This is a genomic window from Paenirhodobacter enshiensis (genome assembly GCF_000740785.1).
GTDB lineage: Bacteria > Pseudomonadota > Alphaproteobacteria > Rhodobacterales > Rhodobacteraceae > Rhodobacter > Rhodobacter enshiensis.
The window spans coordinates 88781-110192 of the sequence record NZ_JFZB01000009.1; the positions used below are offsets into that span (position 1 = coordinate 88781).

General features: G+C 67.1%; 18 protein-coding genes. 14 read left to right on the forward strand and 4 right to left on the reverse strand.

What is annotated here, in order from left to right:
- Positions 1-29 precede the first annotated feature (29 nt).
- From CG50_RS07150 to CG50_RS07175, 6 genes are all read left to right on the forward strand, one after another.
- Positions 30-818 (forward strand): ABC transporter ATP-binding protein, encoded by a 789-nt coding sequence (locus tag CG50_RS07150; protein ID WP_036636516.1) that lies wholly within the window; start codon positions 30-32, stop codon positions 816-818.
- A 52-nt stretch (positions 819-870) separates the two neighbouring features.
- On the forward strand, positions 871-1575 hold the full coding sequence (locus CG50_RS07155; protein WP_036636688.1) for an ABC transporter ATP-binding protein: 705 nt from the start codon (positions 871-873) through the stop codon (positions 1573-1575).
- A 1-nt stretch (position 1576) separates the two neighbouring features.
- Entirely contained in the window at positions 1577-2584 is a 1008-nt protein-coding gene (locus CG50_RS07160; RefSeq protein WP_036636518.1) for a branched-chain amino acid ABC transporter permease, read from the forward strand.
- A complete protein-coding gene (locus tag CG50_RS07165) occupies positions 2584-3915 on the forward strand; it encodes a branched-chain amino acid ABC transporter permease (protein ID WP_211248577.1) in 1332 nt (443 codons plus the stop codon). Before CG50_RS07160 ends, CG50_RS07165 begins: the two co-directional genes overlap by 1 nt.
- Before the next feature lie 118 nt (positions 3916-4033).
- Positions 4034-5593, forward strand: a complete 1560-nt coding sequence (guaA, locus tag CG50_RS07170; protein ID WP_036636520.1) for a glutamine-hydrolyzing GMP synthase — start codon at positions 4034-4036, stop codon at positions 5591-5593.
- 87 nt (positions 5594-5680) lie between these two features.
- Complete coding sequence (locus CG50_RS07175) at positions 5681-6202, forward strand: L,D-transpeptidase family protein (RefSeq protein WP_245615631.1); 522 nt, start codon at positions 5681-5683, stop codon at positions 6200-6202.
- 400 nt (positions 6203-6602) lie between these two features.
- On the opposite strand, the gene ctaA is transcribed toward CG50_RS07175, so the two are convergent.
- Entirely contained in the window at positions 6603-7754 is a 1152-nt protein-coding gene (gene ctaA / locus CG50_RS07180) for a heme A synthase (protein ID WP_036636521.1), read from the reverse strand.
- Positions 7755-7998: 244 nt separating this feature from the next.
- Here ctaA and CG50_RS07185 point away from each other — a divergent pair, with 244 nt between their 5' ends.
- Positions 7999-8643 (forward strand): DsbA family oxidoreductase, encoded by a 645-nt coding sequence (locus tag CG50_RS07185; RefSeq protein WP_036636524.1) that lies wholly within the window; start codon positions 7999-8001, stop codon positions 8641-8643.
- A gap of 66 nt (positions 8644-8709) precedes the next feature.
- Entirely contained in the window at positions 8710-9924 is a 1215-nt protein-coding gene (locus CG50_RS07190) for an MFS transporter (RefSeq protein WP_245615633.1), read from the forward strand.
- Between the two features lie 180 nt (positions 9925-10104).
- Here the strand turns inward: CG50_RS07190 and CG50_RS07195 are convergent, their stop codons facing one another.
- Positions 10105-11061, reverse strand: coding sequence for a GlxA family transcriptional regulator (locus CG50_RS07195; RefSeq protein WP_245615638.1), 957 nt, complete (start codon positions 11059-11061; stop codon positions 10105-10107).
- 309 nt (positions 11062-11370) lie between these two features.
- On the opposite strand from CG50_RS07195, the gene CG50_RS07200 reads away from it, so the two are divergent.
- The gene (locus tag CG50_RS07200; RefSeq protein WP_036636526.1) at positions 11371-12741 is read left to right on the forward strand and encodes a class II 3-deoxy-7-phosphoheptulonate synthase; all 1371 of its coding nucleotides are present in this window, start codon (positions 11371-11373) and stop codon (positions 12739-12741) included.
- Between the two features lie 68 nt (positions 12742-12809).
- On the opposite strand, the gene CG50_RS07205 is transcribed toward CG50_RS07200, so the two are convergent.
- The gene (locus CG50_RS07205) at positions 12810-13463 is read right to left on the reverse strand and encodes a PAS domain-containing protein (RefSeq protein WP_051909673.1); all 654 of its coding nucleotides are present in this window, start codon (positions 13461-13463) and stop codon (positions 12810-12812) included.
- Between the two features lie 215 nt (positions 13464-13678).
- On the opposite strand from CG50_RS07205, the gene CG50_RS07210 reads away from it, so the two are divergent.
- From CG50_RS07210 to CG50_RS07225, 4 genes are all read left to right on the forward strand, one after another.
- The gene (locus CG50_RS07210; RefSeq protein WP_051909674.1) at positions 13679-14593 is read left to right on the forward strand and encodes a YicC/YloC family endoribonuclease; all 915 of its coding nucleotides are present in this window, start codon (positions 13679-13681) and stop codon (positions 14591-14593) included.
- Positions 14594-14617: 24 nt separating this feature from the next.
- On the forward strand, positions 14618-15253 hold the full coding sequence (gmk, locus tag CG50_RS07215) for a guanylate kinase (protein ID WP_211248581.1): 636 nt from the start codon (positions 14618-14620) through the stop codon (positions 15251-15253).
- The gene (locus tag CG50_RS07220; RefSeq protein WP_036636533.1) at positions 15250-15771 is read left to right on the forward strand and encodes a gamma carbonic anhydrase family protein; all 522 of its coding nucleotides are present in this window, start codon (positions 15250-15252) and stop codon (positions 15769-15771) included. The genes gmk and CG50_RS07220 overlap by 4 nt, the downstream gene beginning before the upstream one ends.
- 205 nt (positions 15772-15976) lie before the next feature.
- Positions 15977-17032 (forward strand): ATP-binding protein, encoded by a 1056-nt coding sequence (locus CG50_RS07225; protein ID WP_036636535.1) that lies wholly within the window; start codon positions 15977-15979, stop codon positions 17030-17032.
- 172 nt (positions 17033-17204) lie between these two features.
- Here the strand turns inward: CG50_RS07225 and CG50_RS07230 are convergent, their stop codons facing one another.
- Positions 17205-18857 carry an alpha-amylase family glycosyl hydrolase gene (locus CG50_RS07230; protein WP_051909676.1) on the reverse strand — a complete coding sequence of 551 codons (1653 nt, stop codon included), beginning with the start codon at positions 18855-18857 and terminating at the stop codon, positions 17205-17207.
- Positions 18858-19004: 147 nt separating this feature from the next.
- Between CG50_RS07230 and CG50_RS07235 the strand changes: the two genes are divergently transcribed.
- Positions 19005-21401 (forward strand): glycogen/starch/alpha-glucan phosphorylase, encoded by a 2397-nt coding sequence (locus CG50_RS07235; protein ID WP_036636536.1) that lies wholly within the window; start codon positions 19005-19007, stop codon positions 21399-21401.
- The last annotated feature ends 11 nt before the right edge of the window (positions 21402-21412 follow it).

Sequence of the window (21412 nt, forward strand, 5' to 3'; positions counted from 1 at the left end):
CACGACCAACGTGAAGAACAGGGGACTGCATGATACGGGTCGAGAACCTGCAAAAACGCTTCGGCGGCTTCACGGCCGTGGACGGGGCGTCGCTCGAAATTGCCACCGGGTCCATCACCGGGCTGATCGGGCCGAACGGCGCGGGGAAATCCACGTTGTTCAACGTCATCGCCGGGGTCTACACGCCCACGGCCGGCAAGGTGACGATGGACGGCGAGGACATCACCGGGCTGAAACCGCACGAGCTGTTTCACAAGGGGCTGCTGCGCACCTTCCAGATCGCGCATGAATTTCCCTCGCTGACGGTGCGCGAGAACCTGATGATGGTGCCCGCCGGCCAGAGCGGCGAAACGCTGTGGAACAGCTGGTTCCACCGTGGCCGCATCGCCGGCGAAGAGGCCGCGTTGCGCAAGAAGGCCGATGAGGTGCTGGACTTCCTGACCATCTCGCATCTGCGCGACGAGCGCGCGGGCAACCTGTCGGGCGGACAGAAGAAGCTCCTGGAGCTCGGTCGCACGATGATGGTCGACGCCAAGATCGTGTTCCTCGACGAGGTCGGCGCGGGCGTGAACCGCACGCTTCTGAACACCATCGGCGACGCCATCGTGCGACTGAACAAGGAACGCGGCTACACCTTCTGCGTGATCGAGCATGACATGGATTTCATCGGCCGCCTGTGCGACCCGGTCATCGTCATGGCCGAGGGCAAGGTTCTGGCCGAGGGCAGCCCCGCGACGATCATGCAAAACGAAGCCGTCATCGAGGCCTATCTGGGCCGCGGGCTGAAGAACAAGGACAAGGTGGGGGCCGCGGTATGACCGGATTTCTGCTGATCAAGCAAGGCGTCACGGGATGTCGCGGGGGCCGGGCATGAGCTTCCTCGACGCTTCGAACATGACCGGGGGCTATGGCGTCTCGGATATTCTGCACGACTGCACGTTGCGCGTCGAGAAGGGCCAGATCGCGGTGATCGTCGGCCCGAACGGCGCGGGCAAATCGACCGCGATGAAGGCGGTCTTCGGGATGCTGAAGCTGCGCGGCGGCTCGGTCACCCTCGACGGAGAAGACATCACCGCGCTCTCGCCGCAGGAACGCGTGCGCAAGGGCATGGGCTTCGTGCCGCAGGTCAACAACGTCTTCCCGACCATGACGGTCGAGGAGAACCTCGAGATGGGCGCCTATATCCGCGAGGACGATTATCGCGACACGATGGAGCAGGTCTACGAGCTGTTCCCGATCCTGCGCGAAAAACGCCACCAGCACGCGGGCGAACTTTCGGGCGGCCAGCGCCAGCAGGTCGCGGTCGGCCGCGCGCTGATGACCAAACCGAAACTGCTGATGCTCGACGAGCCGACGGCGGGCGTCTCGCCCATCGTGATGGACGAGCTGTTCGACCGCATCATCGAGGTCGCGCGCACCGGCATCTCGATCCTGATGGTCGAGCAGAACGCCCGTCAGGCGCTGGAGATCGCCGATACCGGATATGTCCTCGTGCAGGGCGCCAACAAATACACCGACACGGGTGCCGCGCTGATGGCCGATCCCGAAGTCCGGCGCACCTTCCTCGGGGGCTGAGATGGATATTCTGAACGCAATCGTCGCGATCCTGAATTACGTGATCGTGCCGGCGACCACCTATGGCGCGCAGCTCGCGCTCGGCGCGCTCGGGGTGACGCTGATCTATGGCATCTTGCGGTTCTCGAACTTCGCGCAGGGCGACACCATGGCCTTCGGCACCGCGATCACCATCATGGTGACCTGGGGGCTGCAAAGCCTCGGGATCGGCTTCGGGCCGCTGCCGACCGCGCTTCTCGCCCTGCCGTTCGGCATCGCGATCACCTGCGCGCTGCTTCTGGGCACCGACAGGGTGGTTTACCGCTATTACCGCACGGTGCGCGCCGCGCCGGTGATCCTGGTCATGGTCTCGGTCGGCGTGATGTTCCTGATGAACGGCATCACCCGCATCCTGATCGGCGTCGACGAGATCAAGTTCGCCGATGGCGCGCGCTTCCTGATCTCGGCGTCCGAATTCAAGTCCTGGACCGGGCTGACCGAGCCGCTGGCGATCCGCTCGACCCAGGCGATCACGGTTATCGTCGCGGGCCTGCTGGTCTGGGCGCTGTTCTGGTTTCTGGCGAAGACCCGCACCGGCAAGTCGATGCGCGCCTATGCCGACAACGAGGATCTGGCGTTGCTGTCGGGCATCAACCCCGACCGCGTGGTGACCGTCACCTGGATCATCGCGGGCGCGCTCGCGACTACCGCGGGGGTGCTCTACGGCCTCGACAAGTCGTTCAAGGCGTTCAGTTATTTCCAGCTGGTGCTGCCGATCTTCGCCGCGGCCGTCGTCGGCGGCCTCGGCAACCCGCTCGGGGCGATCGCCGGCGGCTTCATCGTCGCCTATTCCGAGGTCGCGGTGACCTATGCCTGGAAGAAGGTCGCGGGCTACCTGTTCCCGTCGTGGGACACCGATAGCCTGCTGCAACTGCTGTCGACCGACTACAAGTTCGCCGTCAGCTTCACCATCCTGATCATCGTCCTGCTGTTCAAGCCGACCGGACTGTTCAAGGGGAAGGCCTACTGATGAGCACCCGTCAACCCGATGCCGCCAAGGGCGGCAAGTTTCGCGCGCCGCTGCTGTTCGCGGTGATGGCCGCGCTGATCGTGATGGAAGGCCTGACCACGGGCTGGGATTCGGCGCTGGTGATCCTGAACATGGGGATCATCTCGGCGATCATGGCGCTTGGGCTGAACATGCAATGGGGCTATGCGGGCCTCTTCAACTCGGGCGTGGTGGGGTTCACCGCGCTCGGCGGCCTCGCGCCGGTGCTGATCTCGATGCCGCCGACCGGGGGGGCGATGTCGCAAGGCGGCTGGCAGATCCTCGGCGCGCTGCTGATCGCCGTTCTGGCCCTCGTCGTCGCGACGAAGCTCAACCATCGGCTGCATGGCGCCGCCCGCGCGGCAGGCGTGGTCGCGGCGCTGGTGATCGGCTTCGTGCTGTTCCGCGCGGTGTTCGACCCGGCGGTCGCCCGCGTGCAGGCGATCAACCCGGCCTCGCAGGGCTATCTGGGCGGGCTCGGCCTGCCGGTGCTGCTGGCCTGGCCGGTGGGCGCGGTGCTGGCCGCCGCCGCCGCCTGGGCGATCGGCAAGACCTCGCTCGGGCTGCGTTCGGACTATCTGGCGATCGCCACCCTCGGCATCGGCGAGATCATCGTCGCCGTGCTGAAGAACGAGGAATGGCTCGACCGCGGCGTGCTGAACGTCACCGGCATCCCGCGGCCCTGGCCCGTGCCCTACGAGGTCGATCTGCAGGCCGATCCCGGTTTCGTCGCCCGGATGCAGGGCTGGGGCATCGACCCGGTGACCGGCTCCACCCTCACGGTGAAGCTGATCTACATGGGGCTGTTCGGCATCGTTCTGGCGCTGCTGCTGTGGGGGGCGCAGCTCGCGCTGAAGTCGCCCTGGGGCCGGATGATGCGCGCGATCCGCGACAACGAGACCGCCGCCGCCGCCATGGGCAAGAACGTCACCCGCCGCCATCTGCAGATCTTCATGCTCGGCGCCGCGGTGATGGGGCTTGCGGGTGCGATGATGATCACCCTCGACGGGCAGATGACGCCCGCCTCCTACAACCCGCTGCGCTACACCTTCCTGATCCTGGTGATGGTCGTGGTGGGCGGTTCGGGCAACAACTGGGGCTCGGTTCTGGGGGCGGTTCTGGTGTGGTTCCTGTGGATCAAGGCCGAGGCCTGGGGCCCCGAGATCATGAACCTCGCGATCAGCCACATGTCCGAAGGCCCGCTGCGCCAGCACCTGTTCGACGCCGCGCCGCAGATGCGGGTGATCGTGATGGGGCTGCTGCTGCTTCTGGTGCTGCGGTTCAGCCCGCGCGGTCTGCTGCCCGAGAAATAGGGCCTCCGGACCTCGCGTCACACCTTCGCAAGGGGCCGGGATCATCCCGGCCCCTTCGTCATTCCTCACCCGCTCCGTTTCGCTTGATTTTCGTCGTCCGGCCCCCTATTCCCCGCACATGACACAGCACCAGCGCCTCCTCATCATCGACTTCGGTTCGCAGGTCACGCAGCTCATCGCGCGCCGCCTGCGCGAGCTGAACGTCTACTGCGAAATCCACCCCTACCAGCAGGTCACCGACGCCTTCCTGCGCGACTTCGCGCCGAAGGCCGTGATCCTGTCGGGCGGGCCTGACAGCGTGACGCGTGCGGGATCCCCCCGCGCGCCCGAAGCCCTCTGGACCATGGGGGTGCCGGTTCTGGGCATCTGCTACGGCCAGCAGACCATGATGACCCAGCTTGGCGGCAAGGTCGAAAGCGGTCACGGCACCGCCGAATTCGGCCGCGCCTTCGTGACGCCGGGGGCGAAGACCCTCGCGCTCCTCGACGGCTGGTTCGCCGACGGCGGCAAGGAACAGGTCTGGATGAGCCACGGCGATCACGTCAGCCAGATCGCCCCGGGCTTCGAGGTCTACGGCACCTCTCCGAACGCGCCCTTCGCGATCACCGCGGACGTGTCGCGCAACTTCTTCGCCGTGCAGTTCCACCCCGAGGTCCACCACACCCCGAAGGGCGCCAAGCTCTACGAGAATTTCGTCCGCCTCGCCGGCTTCACCGGCGACTGGACGATGGCGGGCTACCGCGAACAGGCGATCGCCAAGATCCGCGAACAGGTCGGCGACAAGAAGGTGATCTGCGGGCTTTCGGGCGGCGTCGACAGCTCTGTCGCGGCGGTGCTGATCCACGAGGCGATCGGCGACAACCTGACCTGCGTCTTCGTCGATCACGGTCTTCTGCGCAAGGGCGAGGCCGAGGAAGTCGTCGCGATGTTCCGCGACAACTACAAGATCAACCTTATCGCCGCCGACGAGAGCGAGCTGTTCCTGACCGCGCTCGATGGCGTGTCGGACCCCGAGGTCAAGCGCAAGACCATCGGCAAGCTGTTCATCGACGTGTTCCAGAAATACGCCAACAAGATCGAAGGGGCCGAGTTCCTCGCGCAGGGGACGCTTTACCCCGACGTGATCGAATCGGTGTCGTTCTCGGGCGGCCCCTCGGTCACCATCAAGTCGCATCACAACGTCGGCGGTCTGCCGGAGAAGATGGGCCTGAAGCTGGTCGAACCGCTGCGCGAGCTGTTCAAGGACGAGGTCCGCGCGCTCGGCCGCGAACTCGGCCTGCCGCAAAGCTTCATCGGCCGTCATCCCTTCCCGGGCCCGGGTCTGGCGATCCGCTGCCCCGGCGAGATCACCCGCGAGAAGCTGGCGATCCTGCGCGAGGCGGATGCCGTCTACATCGACCAGATCCGCAAGCACGGTCTGTATGACGAGATCTGGCAGGCCTTCGTCGCGATCCTTCCCGTCCGCACCGTGGGCGTGATGGGCGACGGGCGGACCTACGATTACGCCTGCGCGCTGCGCGCCGTGACCTCGGTCGATGGCATGACGGCGGATTACTACCCCTACAGTCACGAGTTCCTCGGCGAGACCGCGACGCGGATCATCAACGAGGTCAAGGGCATCAACCGGGTCACCTACGACATCACGTCGAAGCCGCCGGGCACGATCGAGTGGGAATGATCCGCGACGCGCGTTAGCATGTCGTGCAACGGGCGCAGCCGGGGCTGCGCCCGTTTTCATTGCGGACAGGTGAGACAGGAGGTCGTCATGGACCGGCCCATGGATCTGGTGGTGACGCGGCAGGGCAGCGACTGGCAGGCCCGCCATGGCGAAAGGATCTGGCGTGCTGCGGGGGGGCGCGGCGGCATCGCTCCGAAGCGCGCCGAGGGCGACGGGATCAGCCCGCTCGGCTGCTGGCCGATCCGGCGCGTGCTCTATCGTGCCGACAAGATCGCCGCGCCGGTGACGGTCTTTCCGATGGCCGCCATCGCCCCCGACGACGGCTGGTGCGATGCTCCGGAGGCGGTGGAATACAACCGCCCGGTCCGGCTTCCCTTTGCGTTCAGCCATGAACGGATGTGGCGCGACGACGATCTTTACGACATCGTTGTCGTTCTGGGGCAGAACGACGATCCTGTCGTGCCGGGGCGCGGCAGCGCGGTGTTTTTGCATGTCGCGCGCCCGGATTACGGCCCGACGGCGGGGTGCGCCGCGCTGGCGCGGGGGGATCTGCTGGAATTCCTCGCACGCGCCGCGCCCGGCACCCGGCTGTGTTTTCGCGACAACTGAGGGGGCTGCGCCCGCGCTCTCACGGGAATCTGATCGCCGGGGGCAGGGGGCGGGCGACGGAACCGTCCGGGCCGGGCGTGAAATCCGCTGTCTTGCCCCAATGGGTAAGGTGGACGAGAGGAACAGGAACCTGACGACAGCTCATCGCACCCTTCGGGTTGCGGCCGTGCTTGTGGCGCTTTTCGGACTGGCGGGGTGCGGCTGCGGGCCGTTCGGCCTCGGCCCGTGCGGCGGGTTCGGCGGCGGGCCGGGCGGCGGCTTTGCCGGACCTGGCGGTGGGTTCGGCGCGGCCCCGGCGGGGGTGGCGGCTTTGGCGGCGGTCACCGCTGAGGCGGCCGCTCCGGGCAGGAACAAGCCCCGCCTGACGGCGGGGCTTGTTCGTTCTGTCCTGAAACGGCGCTCAGCCGTGATCGCGCACCGAGCCGAGCACCGGATACCGCGCCATGAACCGCGCGCGCAGGATCAGCGCGATGGCGACGATCGCCCCGGTCTGGTGCACCAGACCCAGCGACAGTGGCGCGCCATACATCAGCGTCACGATGCCCAGACCCGCCTGCACGAAGACCCAGGCACCCATCCAGGCGAAGGCCACCCGCACCGAGGCATGAGGTGAGCGACGGCCGCGCAGCGCCACCGTCACCGCAGCGATGAACAGCAGATAGCCCCCGACCCGGTGATCGAACTGCACGAGGCCGGGGTCCTCGAAGAAATTGCGCCACAGGGGCTGAATAGAGAACGGATCGGGCGGCAGCCAGTCGCCGCCCATCAGCGGCCAGTCGGTGAAGCCGCGCCCGGCATCGATGCCCGCGACCAGCGCCCCGAGCAGCACCTGCACGAAGCCGACCGTCAGCACGACACCGGCGAGACCTGCAAGCCGCCCGTCACCCTCGCGGCGCGCGCGCAACAGATCCGCCTCGCTGCGGCCCAGCAGCATCGCATACCAGCCGATCACCATCAGGATGAGGAAGGCGAGCCCGAGATGCGTCGCGAGCCGGTAGGAGGCCACCCGCACCATGTCTCCGACGAGGCCCGAGGACACCATCCACCATCCCACGAGCCCCTGCATCCCGCCGAGCACGCCCACAAGGAACAGCCGCCCCCACCAGCCGCGCGGGATCCGCCCCGTCGCCCAGAAGAACACGAAGCCGAGCGCCCAGATCAGCCCGATAGTCCGGCCGAGCTGACGATGCGCCCATTCCCACCAGTAGATGCCCTTGAACTGCGACAGCGTCATCTGGGCGTTGACCAGCGCATATTGCGGCGTCGCCTGATAGAGGGTGAATTCCTTCTGCCAGTCGGCTTCGGTCATCGGCGGGATCGCCCCGGTGACCGGCTTCCATTCGGTGATGCTCAGCCCGGAATCGGTCAGCCGCGTCGCGCCGCCCACCAGCACCATCGCCGCGACCAGCGCGAACATCACGAACAGCCAGATCCGGATCGCCCTGCGCGCGCCTTTCGGGCGGGCGTCGATCATTCCGCCTTTCGGCTGGGCGGGCTGGGTTGCGGCGGAGGTTTCCGACACCTCCTCGAAGATGCTGCGTTTCGCGGTCATGCTGCCTCCATTGATCGTGCGCGACCCTAGGCCGGCCGGCCGGCGCGGGCAAGAGGGGCGCGGGCAACAGGGCGTGGCGGGAGCCGCCGCGCGTGCTCTGGCGCCTTCGCCCTTGTCGGCGCGGGTTTGCGTGATACATCGTCGCATGTTCCCTATGGCTTCCGCTCTGCCCGGGTGCGCGCTGTGTCGTGCGGCCGGAAGCGCCGAACCGGGATCTGCCACAGCGACCAGCACGGAGCCCGCCATGATTTCCCTCGACATCTTCGCCGATCCTGTCTGCCCCTGGTCGCTGATCGCGAAGACCCGGCTCGAACGCGCGCTGGCGGCGCGGCCCGATCACCCGTTCATCCTGGTCTGGCAGCCGTTCCAGCTGAACCCGACGCTGCCCGCGGCCGGGATGGAGCGGCAGGCTTATCTGCGTGCCCGCTTCGGTGCCGGGGCCTCGCGCGCCGATCTGCCGCTGATCGAGGCAGCTCAGGCGCTGTCGATCCCGCTGAACCTCGCCGCGATCCGGCGCGTGCCCAACACCACCGACGCGCACCGGCTGTTGCACTGGGCCGGCCTCGAAGGCTGTCAGAGCGCGGTCATGACCGGGCTGATGCGCGGCTACTGGTGCGAGGGGCGCGATCTGGGGCAGGCGGACACGCTGGCCGGGATCGCCGCGGACGCCGGGATGGATCCGGCCCTCGTGCGCCGGCTGCTGGCAACCGATGCCGACCGCGACACCGTGGCCGCCCGCGAGGCCCATGCCCGCGAACGCGGCATCGACGCCACGCCGAGCTTCGTTCTCGGTAACGATTACGTCATCGCGGGCGCGCAGGACGAGGCCTTCTGGTCGGACGTCATCGCCGATCTGGCCGGACCGGCCCCGGCTGAAACCCGGCACTGAGCGCCGGTTTCCGCCGGTTTCCGATTGCCGGGATCTTCCCTGCAAGTTCTGCCTGAAAGTTTTGTCGTGACACCTGTTTCCGCCCCTTCCGCCGCGCGCCGGCTGTCTCTCGTCGAATTCGTCGCGTTGATGGCCACGCTGATTTCGACGGTGGCCTTTTCCATCGACGCGATGCTGCCCTCGCTGCCCGAGATCGCCGCGGAGCTCTCGCCCGACGATGTGAACCGCGCTCAGCTGATCCTTGGGGTGTTCATGCTGGGGATGGGGATCGGCACCTTCGTCACGGGGCCGCTGTCGGATGCGATCGGGCGCAAGCCGACGCTGATCGGCGGGATGGCGATCTATATCGCGGGGGCCATCGCTTCCTCGCTGAGCACCGATCTGACACTGTTGCTGGCGGGCCGGTTCTTGCAGGGCCTCGGGGCATCGGGGGCACGCACGGTGCCGATGGCGCTGATCCGCGATCTGCACGCGGGGCCGCAGATGGCGCGGATCACCTCGATCATCATGACTTGCTTCATCATCGTGCCGGCTTTCGCACCGATGGCGGGCGGGCTGATCGCGCATTGGGCCGGCTGGCGGGGGGTGTTCTGGGCCTTCGTGCTGTTCGGAGCGATCGGGGCGGTCTGGCTCGGTCTGCGCCAGCCCGAGACGCTGCGTCCCGAGGACCGGCGCCGGCTGGATCTCCGCGCGCTTCTGGCCGGCGTGCGCGAGGTGCTGGCGAACCGCAACGTGCGGATCCTGACGGCGGTGCTGGCGCTCGGGTTCGGGCAGATGTTCGCCATGCTGTCGAGCGCCAAGCAGGTCTATATGGCCTATGGCGTCGACAAGACCTTTCCCTACTGGTTCGGCGCGGTGGCGCTGATGGGGGGGACGGCCTCGATCGTCAACGCGAAGCTGGTGATGCGGCTTGGCATGTTCCGCATCGCGCGCGGTGCTTTCGCGATGCAGGTGGTGTCCTCGGCGGTGATGCTGGGGCTGCATTTTGCCGGGCTCGGGCCGGGCTGGACGGGGCTGATCGTGCTGTTCTTGTGGAACGGCTCGGTCGTGTGCGTGGCGAGCCTGGCCTTCGGCAACCTGAATGCGATGGCGATGCAGCCGATGGGGCATCTGGCGGGGACCACGGTCAGCGTGACCACGGCGCTGTCGACGGTGGCGGCGGTGGCGCTGATCGCGGCGCCGGTCGGGCTTGCGTTCGACGGCACGGCGGTGCCGCTGGTCGGGGCGACGCTGTGCTGCTCGGCGCTGGCCTGGGCACTGATGGGGCGGGTGACGCGCTGAACGCTCCGGGGGCAGGGGCTGCGTCGTGGCCTCGTGGCGCGTGAAAGAAGGGAGTTTGCCCTCCTCCTTTGGTATAAAATCAAAGAGAGGGGGGCTCTGCCCCCTCGGGCTTCGCCCTCACCCCCGGGATATTTGTGGAAAGATGAAAGGAAGACGGCCCATACCGGTCCGCCCCCTCGTTCAGACGGCCAGTTCGGCCGGAAGGGAGACTGTCGCATCGGGGCGCGGCGATTCGCTGCCAGAGGCGCCGCGCTCGCGGTAAGGAGTGGTGCCGTAATGCAGCCGGTAGCATTTCGAGAAATGCGAGGGGCTCGCGAAGCCGCAGGCGAGGGCGACGTTGATCACGCTCATCTCGGTCTGCATCAGCAGGTTGCGCGCCTTCTGCAGCCGGATCTCCATGTAATAGCGCTTCGGCGAGCGGTTCAGGTAGCGGCGGAACAGCCGTTCGAGTTGTCGTGTCGACATGCCGACTTCCTCGGCCAGATCGGCGGGGCTGATCGGTTCCTCGATGTTCGCTTCCATCCGGCCGATGACGAGGGCGAGCTTCGGATGGCGCACGCCGATGCGTGTGGGGATCGACAGGCGCTGATTGTCGCGGTCGGTGCGGATGGTGTTGTAGATCAGCTGATCGGCCACGGTATTGGCCAGCGCATCGCCATGGGCGCGTGCGATCAGCCGCAGCATCAGGTCGATCGAGGCGGTGCCTCCCGCCGTGGTCAGCCGGTTGCCGTCGATCACGAAGACCGATTTCACCAGGTCGATCTCGTCGAAATCCTCGGAGAAGCTGTCCTGGTTTTCCCAGTGAATGGTGGCGCGCCGGCCTTCGAGAAGGCCGGCCTTCGCGACCGACCAGGCGCCGGTGCACACACCGCCCACCGCCGCGCCGCGCCGCGCCTCGCGCCTGAGCCAGTTCAGCACCGGTTTCGAGGTCGCCTCGACCACGTCGATGCCGCCGCATACGATCACCGTGTCGTCGCGCCCGACCTCGCCCAGCCCCATGTCGACGCGCATCGTCACCCCGTTCGAGCAGGTCACGTCCTGGCCGTCTTCGGACACCAGCGCCCATTCGTAGAGCTTCTGCCCGGACACCTGATTGGCCAGCCGCAGCGGTTCGATCGCCGAGGCGAAGGCGATCATGGTGAAACGGTCGAGGAGCAGGAACAGGAACCGCTCTGGCTTGTCCTGCACCGGCCTCGGCAGGGTGCCGTGCGAGGGCGCGGGCCGGGCGTGCAGACGGGGAATCGGGGTGGGAATGCGCATGTGCGACCTGCAGTATGTCGTTTTCGGATTCTGTGCGGATGGCTTGCATCTTTTGCAAGGGGCCGCCGCCGCCCAGTGCCGAAATTTCTTTCAGGCGCGGAAAAAACAGGCAGGCGAAAAACGGGTTTGTGACGCTGCGGCGCAGACTATATAAGCAGTCACTGAACCAGAATATCGGAGGTCGAGATGGTCAAGGGGTGGACGAAGTCCGGCTGGCGCGCGAAACCGCGGGTGCAGATGCCGGATTATCCCGATCATGCGGCGCTCGCCTCGGTCGAGGCGGGGCTGTCGCGTATGCCGCCCCTTGTCTTCGCGGGCGAGGCCCGGCGGCTGAAGGCGGATCTGGCGAAGGCCGCGCGTGGCGAAGCGTTCCTGTTGCAGGGCGGAGATTGCGCCGAGAGCTTCCAGGAATTCTCGGCCGACAACATCCGCGACACCTTCAAGGTGATGCTGCAGATGGCGATTGTGCTGACCTGGGGCGCCAAGGTGCCGGTGATCAAGGTCGGCCGCGTGGCCGGGCAGTTCGCCAAGCCGCGCTCCTCGGCGACCGAGACCATCGGCGGGCTGGAACTGCCGAGCTATCGCGGCGATATCGTCAACGGCTTCGATCCGACGCCGGCGGCGCGCATCCCCGATCCCTACCGGATGCTTCAGGCCTATACTCAGGCCGCGGCCTCGCTGAACCTGCTGCGTGCGTTCTCCAGCGGCGGTTACGCCGACATGCACCGCGTGCAGTCGTGGATCGCGCATTTCGCCGACGGTCCTGAGGCGGCGCGTTACCGCGAGGTGGCGATGCGGATCTCGGACGCGATGGATTTCATGGCGGCGGCGGGGATCACCTCGGAAACCGCGCATGAGCTGGGGCGGGTCGATTTCTACACCTCGCACGAGGCGCTGCTGCTCGAATACGAAGAGGCGCTGTGCCGCGTCGATTCGACCACCGGCCTGCCGGTGGCGGGCTCGGGTCACATGATCTGGATCGGCGACCGCACCCGTCAGCCCGACGGCGCGCATGTCGAGTTCTGCCGCGGCGTGCAGAACCCGATCGGGCTGAAATGCGGTCCCTCGACCACGCCCGAGGATCTGAAGGTGCTGATGGCGCGGCTGAACCCGGAGAACGAGCCGGGCCGTCTGACGCTGATCGCGCGGTTCGGTGCGGGCAAGGTCGGCGATCACCTGCCGCGGCTGATCCGCACGGTTCAGGCCGAGGGGGCCGATGTGCTGTGGTCGTGCGATCCGATGCACGGCAACACGATCAAGTCGGCCTCGGGCTACAAGACCCGTCCGTTCGATTCGGTGCTGCGCGAGGTGCGCGACTTCTTCGCCGTCCACAAGGCCGAGGGCACGATCCCCGGCGGCGTGCATTTCGAGATGACCGGCCGCGACGTGACCGAATGCACCGGCGGCGTGCGCGCCGTATCGGACGAGGATCTGTCGAGCCGCTATCACACCGCCTGCGACCCGCGGCTCAATGCCTCGCAGTCGCTGGAGCTTGCTTTCCTTGTCGCCGAGGAGCTGCAGGACCGCCGCGCCATGCAGAAGGCTGCCGGCCTGTAATCGGGGAAAAACCTGAGAAGTCAAAGGCCCGGCAGGTTTGCCGGGCCTTTTCATGTGAAGTTCAGACGTCAGTCGGCGGAGGAGATCACCCGAAACCGACTGCGCCGGGCCTCGGGCGACAGCCGGGCGACGAAGGCCGCGGCGGGTTCGGCGAAACCCGGGGTGGAAGAATCCAGCGGGGCGGACAGTGTGACGACCTCGGGGCGGCAGGGCTCGATGCACAGGGAACTGGGGATGAACCGGCGCGGGGTTCGGCCGGCGATCCCCCCGGCCATCAGACAGCCCAGTCCATGCGCGACCGTGCCCCGGCCCGAGCGCAGCGGCATCAGCAGAAGTCGCGCCGTCAGCGCGGGCTTGCCGAACCCGGCCGGCGAGGTCAGTTCTGCGTGCAGCACCGCCGGGGTGGCGAACACCGCTTCGAGGGCTTCGGCGAACCGTGGGCGGCTTTCGGGGGCGATCAGCGTGCTCAGCGGCATCGCGCGCACCTCCATCCCCATCAGGTCGCACAGATGCATCCCGGCCACGCGAAACCGTGCCACGCCCGGCGCGACGCGTTCGAGGATGAAGCTGTATTCCAGATCCGCGGCGATCGCCCTCGGGTCGATCTCGGCGCGCAGGGGCAGCCGCCCGCCGTCGCGCCGGCTTTGCCAATAGGAGCGGAGCGCGTCGAACGTCGCTGCGGCGTGGGGCGTGCTGCCCGCCAGCTCTCCGCTGGCGTCCATTCCGTGCCGCGGCCGGTTTCTGCCTGATCTGTCCTCGGTCATTCTGGCCCCGCCTTTCCCCGGCCCGGCCTGAGGGGCAGCCTGTTCTTGACCCCGGAGGCGATTGGTTTACGGATCGTTACTACGCCCGTCTTATCCTTGATGGATGGTTAAAATTACCAAATGGTTAATGCCGGCACGATGGGCGGTGCGGGCGACGGGATCGGGGGCGCGGCATGGGGCAAAAAGCGGCAGAGACGGCCTGCGTCTCGATGACGGGGTTCGCGGCGCGCTCGGGGCGGTCGGGCACGCAGGACTGGCAGTGGGACATCCGCTCGGTCAACGGCAAGGGGCTGGATCTGCGGTTGCGCCTGCCCGAGATCGAGGGGCTGGAGGTGGCGGTGCGCGCCGTGGTGGGCCGGGTCGCTGCGCGCGGCAACGTGTCCCTGACCCTGCGGCTGAGCCGCAGCGACAGCCCCGACGCGCTGCGCCTGTCGCCCGAGGGGCTGCGCGCCGCGCTCTCCGCCATCGCGGCGACCGAGGCGGCGGCGCGGGCGCGCGGTGTGGCGCTGGACCCGCCGCGGGCGACCGATATCCTGAGCTTGCGCGGTGTGATCGAGCAGGGACCGCCGCCCGCGACCGACATGGCGCCGCTGCGCGCGGTGCTGCTCGACGATCTCGACGCGCTGCTTGACGATTTCGCGGCGATGCGCCGGGCCGAGGGGGTGCATCTGGGCCGGATCCTCGCCGGGCAGATCGACCGGATCGAGGCGCTGGTGGCGCAGGCGGATACCGCCGCCGAGGCCCGCCGCCCCGAGGTTCAGGCGGCCCTTTCCGCGGCGCTTGCCCGCGTCAGCGAAGCCGCGCCCGGCGCCGATCCCGCCCGCATCGCGCAGGAGCTTGCGCTTCTCGCGGTCAAGGCCGACGTGACCGAGGAACTCGACCGCCTTCGCGCTCATGTCGCGGCGGCGCGCGCGCTGCTGGCCGAGGCGGGGCCGGTGGGGCGCAAGTTCGATTTCCTCACCCAGGAATTCGTGCGCGAGGCGAATACGCTGTGCTCCAAATCGGGCTCGGCGGCGCTGACGGCGATCGGGCTTGACCTCAAGCAGGCGATCGACCAGATGCGGGAACAGGTCCAGAACGTGGAGTGAGCCATGACAGTCATCTCAACCAAGATCGCCCGGCGCGGGCTGCTGATCATCCTGTCATCGCCCTCCGGTGCCGGCAAATCGACGCTGTCGAAGCGGCTGATGGCCTGGGACAACACGCTGCGGTTCTCGGTTTCGGCGACGACGCGGGCGCCGCGTCCCGGCGAGGTCAACGGGCGCGATTACTACTTCGTCAGCCGCGAGGAATTCCTTGCCATGGTCGAGGCGGGGCAGATGCTCGAACATGCCGAGGTGTTCGGCAATCTTTACGGCACGCCGCGCGCGCCGGTCGAGGCCGCGATGGCCGAGGGCCGCGACACCATCTTCGACGTCGACTGGCAGGGCGGGCAGCAGATCCGGCGCTCGGCACTGTCGAAGGATGTGATCTCGATCTTCATCCTGCCGCCGTCGATCGCCACGCTTGAAAGCCGTCTGCGCGGCCGGGCGCAGGACAGCGAGACGGTGATCGCCGACCGCATGGCCAAGTCGCGCAGCGAGATCAGCCATTGGGCGGAATACGATTACGTCGTGGTGAACCACGATCTGGAGGACGCCGAAGAGGAGCTGCGGGTGATCCTGAAGGCCGAGCGCGCCCGCGCCGACCGTCAGCCGGGGCTGAACGACTTCGTGCGCGAGCTGAACCGGGAGTTCGAGGCGCGATGATCTGGACGCTTGAGGATCGCACGCCCGAGCTCGGCCGCGCCGCCTGGGTCGCGCCTGACGCCAATGTCATCGGGGCGGTGGTGCTGGAAGACGAGGCCTCGGTCTGGTTCGGCGCGACGCTGCGCGGCGACAACGAGGAAATCCGCGTCGGGCGCGGCGCGAACGTGCAAGACCATGCGGTGTGTCATACCGACATGGGGTTTCCTCTGGTGATCGGGCCCGATTGCACCATCGGTCACAAGGCGATGCTGCATGGCTGCACCATCGGCGCGGGCACGCTGATCGGCATGGGGGCGACGGTGCTGAACGGCGCGAAGATCGGTTCTGGCTGCCTGATCGGCGCGGGCGCGCTGATCACCGAGGGCAAGGAGATCCCCGATGGCGCGCTGGTGATGGGGGCGCCTGGGCGGGTGGTGCGGCTGCTCGACCCCGAGGCGCGGGCGAAGCTGCTCAGCTCCGCCGCGAAATACCGCGCCAACGCGGCGCGCTTCGCCGCCGGGCTGAAGCGCACGGAGTGATGGGCCGGAAAGCGGCTCGCGCACGAAACATGACAGTCTGAAACGGTGAGCGGGTGTTTCCCGCCGCGCTGTCACCAGATTGTCATGTTTCGTCGCTACCGGTTTCCGCGGCTGTCCCGTGTTCGCTTTGCTCCGGTCCGGCGATGTTTACTTGCCCCCGATTCTGCGCGAGGGTCCGCCGCCAATGACCGTTTGCGGAGGTGTCATGCCCGGTTCCCTGACCATCGCGCTTGTCGATGCGCTGCCCTATGCGATCTTGCTGGTCGACCGCAACGAGAAGGTGGTCTGGGCGAACCCGGTCGCGGCACATCTGTTCGGGCCGGATCTGGCGGGGCGGCCCTTCGTCACCGTGCTGCGCCATCCGGCGATCGGCGAAGCGCTCGAAGCTGCGCTGCGCGACGGCGTGGCGGGGCGGGTGCGTGTCACTATCGCCGCCCGCGCGAAGGAGATCATCGCGCTTGCCACCGTCGCGCCGCTGCCGCCCGACGTCGACCTGCGGATGCCGAAGGGCGGGGCGCTGGTGACGATGGAGGACGTGACCGGCATCGAGGAGGCCGAGGCGATCCGGCGCGATTTCGTCGCCAATGTCAGCCACGAGCTGCGCACGCCGCTGACTGCACTGATCGGCTTCATCGAGACGCTGCGCGGTGCCGCCCGCGACGATGCGGCGGCGCGGGACCGCTTTCTGACGATCATGGAACGCGAGGCCTCGCGGATGAACCGGCTGGTGGGCGATCTGCTGTCGCTGAGCCGCGTCGAGGCCGATGAACGGGTGCGCCCGACCGCGCTGGTCGATCTGTCGGCCGTGCTGAAAGGCGCGGTGCAGGCGCTGGCGCCGCTGGCCGAGGCGCGCGGCGTCGTTCTGGTGCGCGCTGGCGAGACCGGGCCGCTGCGCCTGCCGGGTGATCCCGATCAGCTGACGCAGGTGTTTTCGAACCTGCTGGAAAACGCCATCAAATACGGCGGATCGGGCGGCGAGGTGCGCCTGACGGTCGAGCAGATCGCGCATGAACCCGGTCTGCGCGGCCCGGCGGTGCGCGTCGAGGTGGCCGACAAGGGCGAGGGTATCGACCCGATCCATATTCCGCGGCTGACCGAGAGATTCTACCGCGTCGACACCCACCGTTCGCGCGAGCAGGGCGGCACCGGGCTCGGTCTGGCCATCGTCAAGCATATCGTCGCGCGCCATCGCGGGCGGATGCGGATCGAGAGCGAAAAGGGCAAGGGCTCGCGGTTCAGCGTGCTGCTGCCGGCGGGATGAGCGGTCGGTCCGCGGGGGAAGATACAAACGAGGGGGCTTTGCCCCGCGGAGCGTAAAACCGCGGAGCGTAAAAGTGAGGGGGCTCTGCCCCCTCGGGCCTTTGGCCCTCACCCCCGGGATATTTGCGGCAAAGCGAAAGGGGAAAAGGGGGCTTTCGTGGGGCCGGCGGGGCTCAGGCTGTCGTTTCGAGCCAGATCGCGCCATTCGGGCCAAGCGTCAGGGTCTTGCCCGCGAGGGTGGCGGCGCGGACGGGGCCGGTGGGGGTGCCGCTGAGCTGGGGCAGGCGGACCGGAGCGGGGCCGAGGTTGAACAGGCAGGTGAGGGTCGTGTCCCCGAGCAGGCGTTCGAACCCCAGAACGGGGTCCGGGAGGCCGTCGATGAAGCGGGTCTTGCCGGCGCGCAGAGCGGGCGTCGCGCGCCGGAACGCCAGCATGGCGCGGTAATGGGCGAGCACCGAATCCGGCTTCGCGCGTTCGGCCGCGACATTGCGCGCGGCCTGTGGCGCCTTGACCGGCAGCCAGGGCTTGCCGATGCTGAACCCTGCATTGGGACCCGCGTCCCATACCATCGGCGTGCGGCATCCGTCGCGGCCCTTGTTCTCCGGCCAGAAGCGGATGCCGGGGGGATCGGTCAGCTCGGAATAGTCGAGGTCCGTCTCGGTCTGGCCGAGCTCTTCGCCCTGATAGAGGCCGATCGTGCCCTCGAAGGAGGCGAGCATCGAGATCGCCAGCCGCGCCACATCCTCGGGCGTGCCGAACTTCGCCCAACGGGAGACATGGCGGTTCACGTCATGGTTCGAGAACGACCAGGACGGCCAGCCGTCGGGGGCGGCGGCGAAGAAGGATTCGATCTTGGTGCGGAAATGCGCCGGGGTGAATTCAGGTCCCAGCATGTCGAAGCTGTAGGCCATGTGCAGCTTGTCGCCGTGGGACGTGTATTCCGCCATCAGCTCCAGCGCGCGGCCCGGCCCGTCGCCCACTTCGCCCACCATCGCGCGGTCCGGATAGCTGTCCGTCAGCGCGCGGATCCGGCGCAGGAAAGGCAGCATCTCGGGCTGGCTCTTGTCGTGCAGATGGTCCTGCATGTCATAGGTCGAGACCGGCGGCCAGCGCACGGGATCGGGCTTCGCCGCCGGGTTGTTGCGCAGCTTCGCGTCGTGGATGCAGTAGTTGATCGCATCGAGCCGGAACCCGTCGACGCCGCGTTTCAGCCAGAAATCCAGCACCTTCAGCTGCGCGTCCTGCACCTTCGGATTGCGCAGGTTCATGTCGGGCTGCTGGATCAGGAAATTGTGCAGGTAATATTGCCCGCGCTCGGGCGAGTATTCCCAGCTCGACCCGCCGAACACCGATTGCCAGTTGTTGGGCGGCGTGCCGTCGGGTTTCGGATCGGCCCAGACATACCAGTCCGCCGTCTCGCCGCGCGCCTTCGAGGCGGTGAACCACGCATGGCGGTCCGACGAATGGCTGAGCACCTGGTCGATGATGACCTTCAGGCCGAGCTCGTGCGCGCGTGCGACCAGCGCGTCGAAATCTTCCAAAGTGCCGAACAGAGGATCAATGTCGGTGTAATCCGACACGTCATATCCCATGTCCGCCATCGGCGAGCGGAAGATCGGCGACAGCCAGATCGCATCCGCCCCGAGCCAGGCCACGTGATCGAGCCGCGCCGCGATCCCCTTCAGATCGCCGATCCCGTCGCCGTCGCTGTCCTGAAAACTGCGCGGATAGATCTGGTAGATAACCGCGCCCCGCCACCAGTCCGCCCCTGTTGTCGCCCCGGAAACTGCCTCCGAAACCGCCGGTTTCGCCGCTGGTGTGGTCATCTTCGTGCCGCCCTCGCTGTGCCGATGAATCGGGCAAAGATTAGACGGCTTTGGCGGCAGCGCAAACGCTTGCGTGGTTCGACTTGACGTAACTGCTTCGCAAGGCCCACAAATCAGACAAGGAAACCGCCACGAAAGGCTGCAGCTGTGAAAGACGTCCTCCCCCCGAGCGTCGAGACCCTTCGCGGAGACATCCTCCATCACCTGACCTATACGATGGGCAAGGATCCCGATCATGCCTCGGTCTATGACTGGCGCATGGCGTTGAGCTTCGCGATTCGCGACCGGATCGTGACGCCGTGGTTCGCCTCGACCCGGCAGACCTGGGAGCAGGGCCGCAAGCGCGTCTATTATCTGTCGATGGAATTCCTGATCGGGCGGATGCTGGAAGACGCGGCGATCAACCTCGGGATGCGGGCGGTGTGCCGCGAGGCGATCGAGGGACTCGGTCAGGACTGGCACGCGGTGGTCGAGAACGAGCCCGATGCCGCGCTCGGCAATGGCGGGCTCGGGCGTCTGGCGGCGTGCTACATGGAGAGCATGGCGACGCTCGGTTGCGCGGGATATGGCTACGGCATCCGCTATGAGCACGGCCTGTTCAAGCAGGGCTTCGATCACGGCCGCCAGGTCGAGATGCCCGAGGACTGGCTGAAGCAGCGCCATCCGTGGGAATTCGAGCGCCCCGAATCCGCCTATCCCATCGGCTTCAAGGGAACGGTCGAGAAGCGCGACGGCAAGCCGGTCTGGGTGCCGGCCGAGACGGTGATCGCCGAGGCCTATGACATGCCGGTGATCGGCTGGCAGGGGCACTGGGCGAACACGCTGCGCCTGTGGTCGGCGAAATCGGTCAACGAATTCGACCTGAACCGGTTCAATCACGGCGACTATACCGCCGCGGCCGAGCCCGAGACCTTCGCGCGCACGCTCAGCCGGGTGCTGTATCCCGACGACACCACCTATCAGGGCAAGGAACTGCGCCTGAAGCAGGAGTATTTCCTGACCGCCGCCGCCATCGCCGATATCATCCGCCGGCATCTGGCGGGGGGGCTGTCGCTGACCGATCTGCCGAAATACGTGGCGATCCAGATGAATGACACCCATCCCTCGATCGCGGGGCCCGAGCTTGTGCGCGTGCTGGTCGACGATCATGGCATGGAGTTCGAGCAGGCCATCGCGATCACCGTCGAGACGCTCGGCTATACCAATCATACGCTGCTGCCCGAGGCGCTGGAGAAATGGGCGAGCTATCTGATGACCGCGGTGTTGCCGCGCCACATGCAGATCATCGAGGAAATCGACGCCTGGCACATGCGCAACAACCCTTCGCGGCCGCATTGGGTGGGCATCGTCAAGAACCACGAGGTGCGGATGGGCGAACTCGCCTTCATCTGCTCGCACAAGGTCAACGGGGTCTCGGCGCTGCATACCGAACTGGTCAAGCAGACCCTGTTTCCCGAGCTGCACAGGCTGCACCCCGGCCGGATCGTGAACGAGACCAACGGCGTGACGCCGCGGCGCTGGATGCGCTCGGCCAACAAGGAGCTGTCGCATCTGATCACCGACACCATCGGCGAGGGATGGGAAGCCGATCTCGACATGCTGCACCAGCTGGAGCCGCATGTGCAGGACAAGGGGTTTCGCGAGAAATTCGCCGCCGCCAAGCGCTCCAACAAGGTTGCGCTGTCGAACTGGTTGATGGAGACGCAGGGCGTCAAGGTGCCGCCCGATGCGCTGTTCGACGTTCAGGTGAAGCGCATCCACGAATACAAGCGGCAGTTGCTGAACATCCTGCAGACCATCGGCGAATGGCACGCGATCCGCAACACGCCGCAGGGCGATTACCTGCCCAAGGTCAAGATCTTCGGCGGCAAGGCGGCGCCCGGCTATCAGGCGGCGAAGGAAATCATCCATCTGATCAATGATGTGGCAGAGGTCGTCAACAACGACCCTTACGTCGGCGACCGGCTGAAGATCGTCTATCCGGCGAATTACAATGTCTCGATGGCAGAGCGGCTGATCCCGGCTTCGGACCTGTCCGAGCAGATCTCGACCGCGGGCAAGGAGGCCTCGGGCACCGGCAACATGAAATTCGCGATGAACGGCGCGCTGACCATCGGCACGCTCGACGGCGCGAATGTCGAGATCCGCGAGGAGGTGGGGGCGGACAACTTCTTCCTGTTCGGCCTGACCGCCGAGGAGGTGGTGGAGCACCGCAAGGATCCCGAGCACGCCCGCCACGCGATCCAGCAAAGCCAGACCATGCAGGACGTGTTGCAGATGATCGCCGAGGGCCGGTTCAGCCCGGACGAGCCGACGCGCTATCACGGTCTCGTGCACAACATGTGGAATTCGGATTATTTCCTCGTGGCGTCCGATTTCGAGGATTATCGCCGGGCTCAGGCCGAGGTCGACGAGGCGTTCCGCGACTCTGACCGCTGGTGGCGCATGGCAGCCCTGAACACCGCGAGGATGGGATTCTTTTCCTCCGACCGGGCGATCCGTGGTTACATGGAAGATATCTGGGGGACCGAGTCGGCGCTGTGATCGGAAACCCG

What these genes read in the sequence shown, in the direction of transcription:
- CG50_RS07150 (WP_036636516.1), top strand. Translation starts at nt 30, where the DNA reads ATGATACGGGTCGAGAACCTGCAAAAACGCTTCGGCGGCTTCACGGCC.
- CG50_RS07155 (WP_036636688.1), top strand. Translation starts at nt 871, where the DNA reads ATGAGCTTCCTCGACGCTTCGAACATGACCGGGGGCTATGGCGTCTCG.
- CG50_RS07160 (WP_036636518.1), top strand. Translation starts at nt 1,577, where the DNA reads ATGGATATTCTGAACGCAATCGTCGCGATCCTGAATTACGTGATCGTG.
- CG50_RS07165 (WP_211248577.1), top strand. Translation starts at nt 2,584, where the DNA reads ATGAGCACCCGTCAACCCGATGCCGCCAAGGGCGGCAAGTTTCGCGCG.
- guaA (WP_036636520.1), top strand. Translation starts at nt 4,034, where the DNA reads ATGACACAGCACCAGCGCCTCCTCATCATCGACTTCGGTTCGCAGGTC.
- CG50_RS07175 (WP_245615631.1), top strand. Translation starts at nt 5,681, where the DNA reads ATGGACCGGCCCATGGATCTGGTGGTGACGCGGCAGGGCAGCGACTGG.
- ctaA (WP_036636521.1), bottom strand. Translation starts at nt 7,754, where the DNA reads ATGACCGCGAAACGCAGCATCTTCGAGGAGGTGTCGGAAACCTCCGCC.
- CG50_RS07185 (WP_036636524.1), top strand. Translation starts at nt 7,999, where the DNA reads ATGATTTCCCTCGACATCTTCGCCGATCCTGTCTGCCCCTGGTCGCTG.
- CG50_RS07195 (WP_245615638.1), bottom strand. Translation starts at nt 11,061, where the DNA reads ATGATCGCCTTCGCCTCGGCGATCGAACCGCTGCGGCTGGCCAATCAG.
- CG50_RS07200 (WP_036636526.1), top strand. Translation starts at nt 11,371, where the DNA reads ATGGTCAAGGGGTGGACGAAGTCCGGCTGGCGCGCGAAACCGCGGGTG.
- CG50_RS07205 (WP_051909673.1), bottom strand. Translation starts at nt 13,463, where the DNA reads ATGGACGCCAGCGGAGAGCTGGCGGGCAGCACGCCCCACGCCGCAGCG.
- CG50_RS07210 (WP_051909674.1), top strand. Translation starts at nt 13,679, where the DNA reads ATGGGGCAAAAAGCGGCAGAGACGGCCTGCGTCTCGATGACGGGGTTC.
- CG50_RS07220 (WP_036636533.1), top strand. Translation starts at nt 15,250, where the DNA reads ATGATCTGGACGCTTGAGGATCGCACGCCCGAGCTCGGCCGCGCCGCC.
- CG50_RS07225 (WP_036636535.1), top strand. Translation starts at nt 15,977, where the DNA reads ATGCCCGGTTCCCTGACCATCGCGCTTGTCGATGCGCTGCCCTATGCG.
- CG50_RS07230 (WP_051909676.1), bottom strand. Translation starts at nt 18,857, where the DNA reads ATGACCACACCAGCGGCGAAACCGGCGGTTTCGGAGGCAGTTTCCGGG.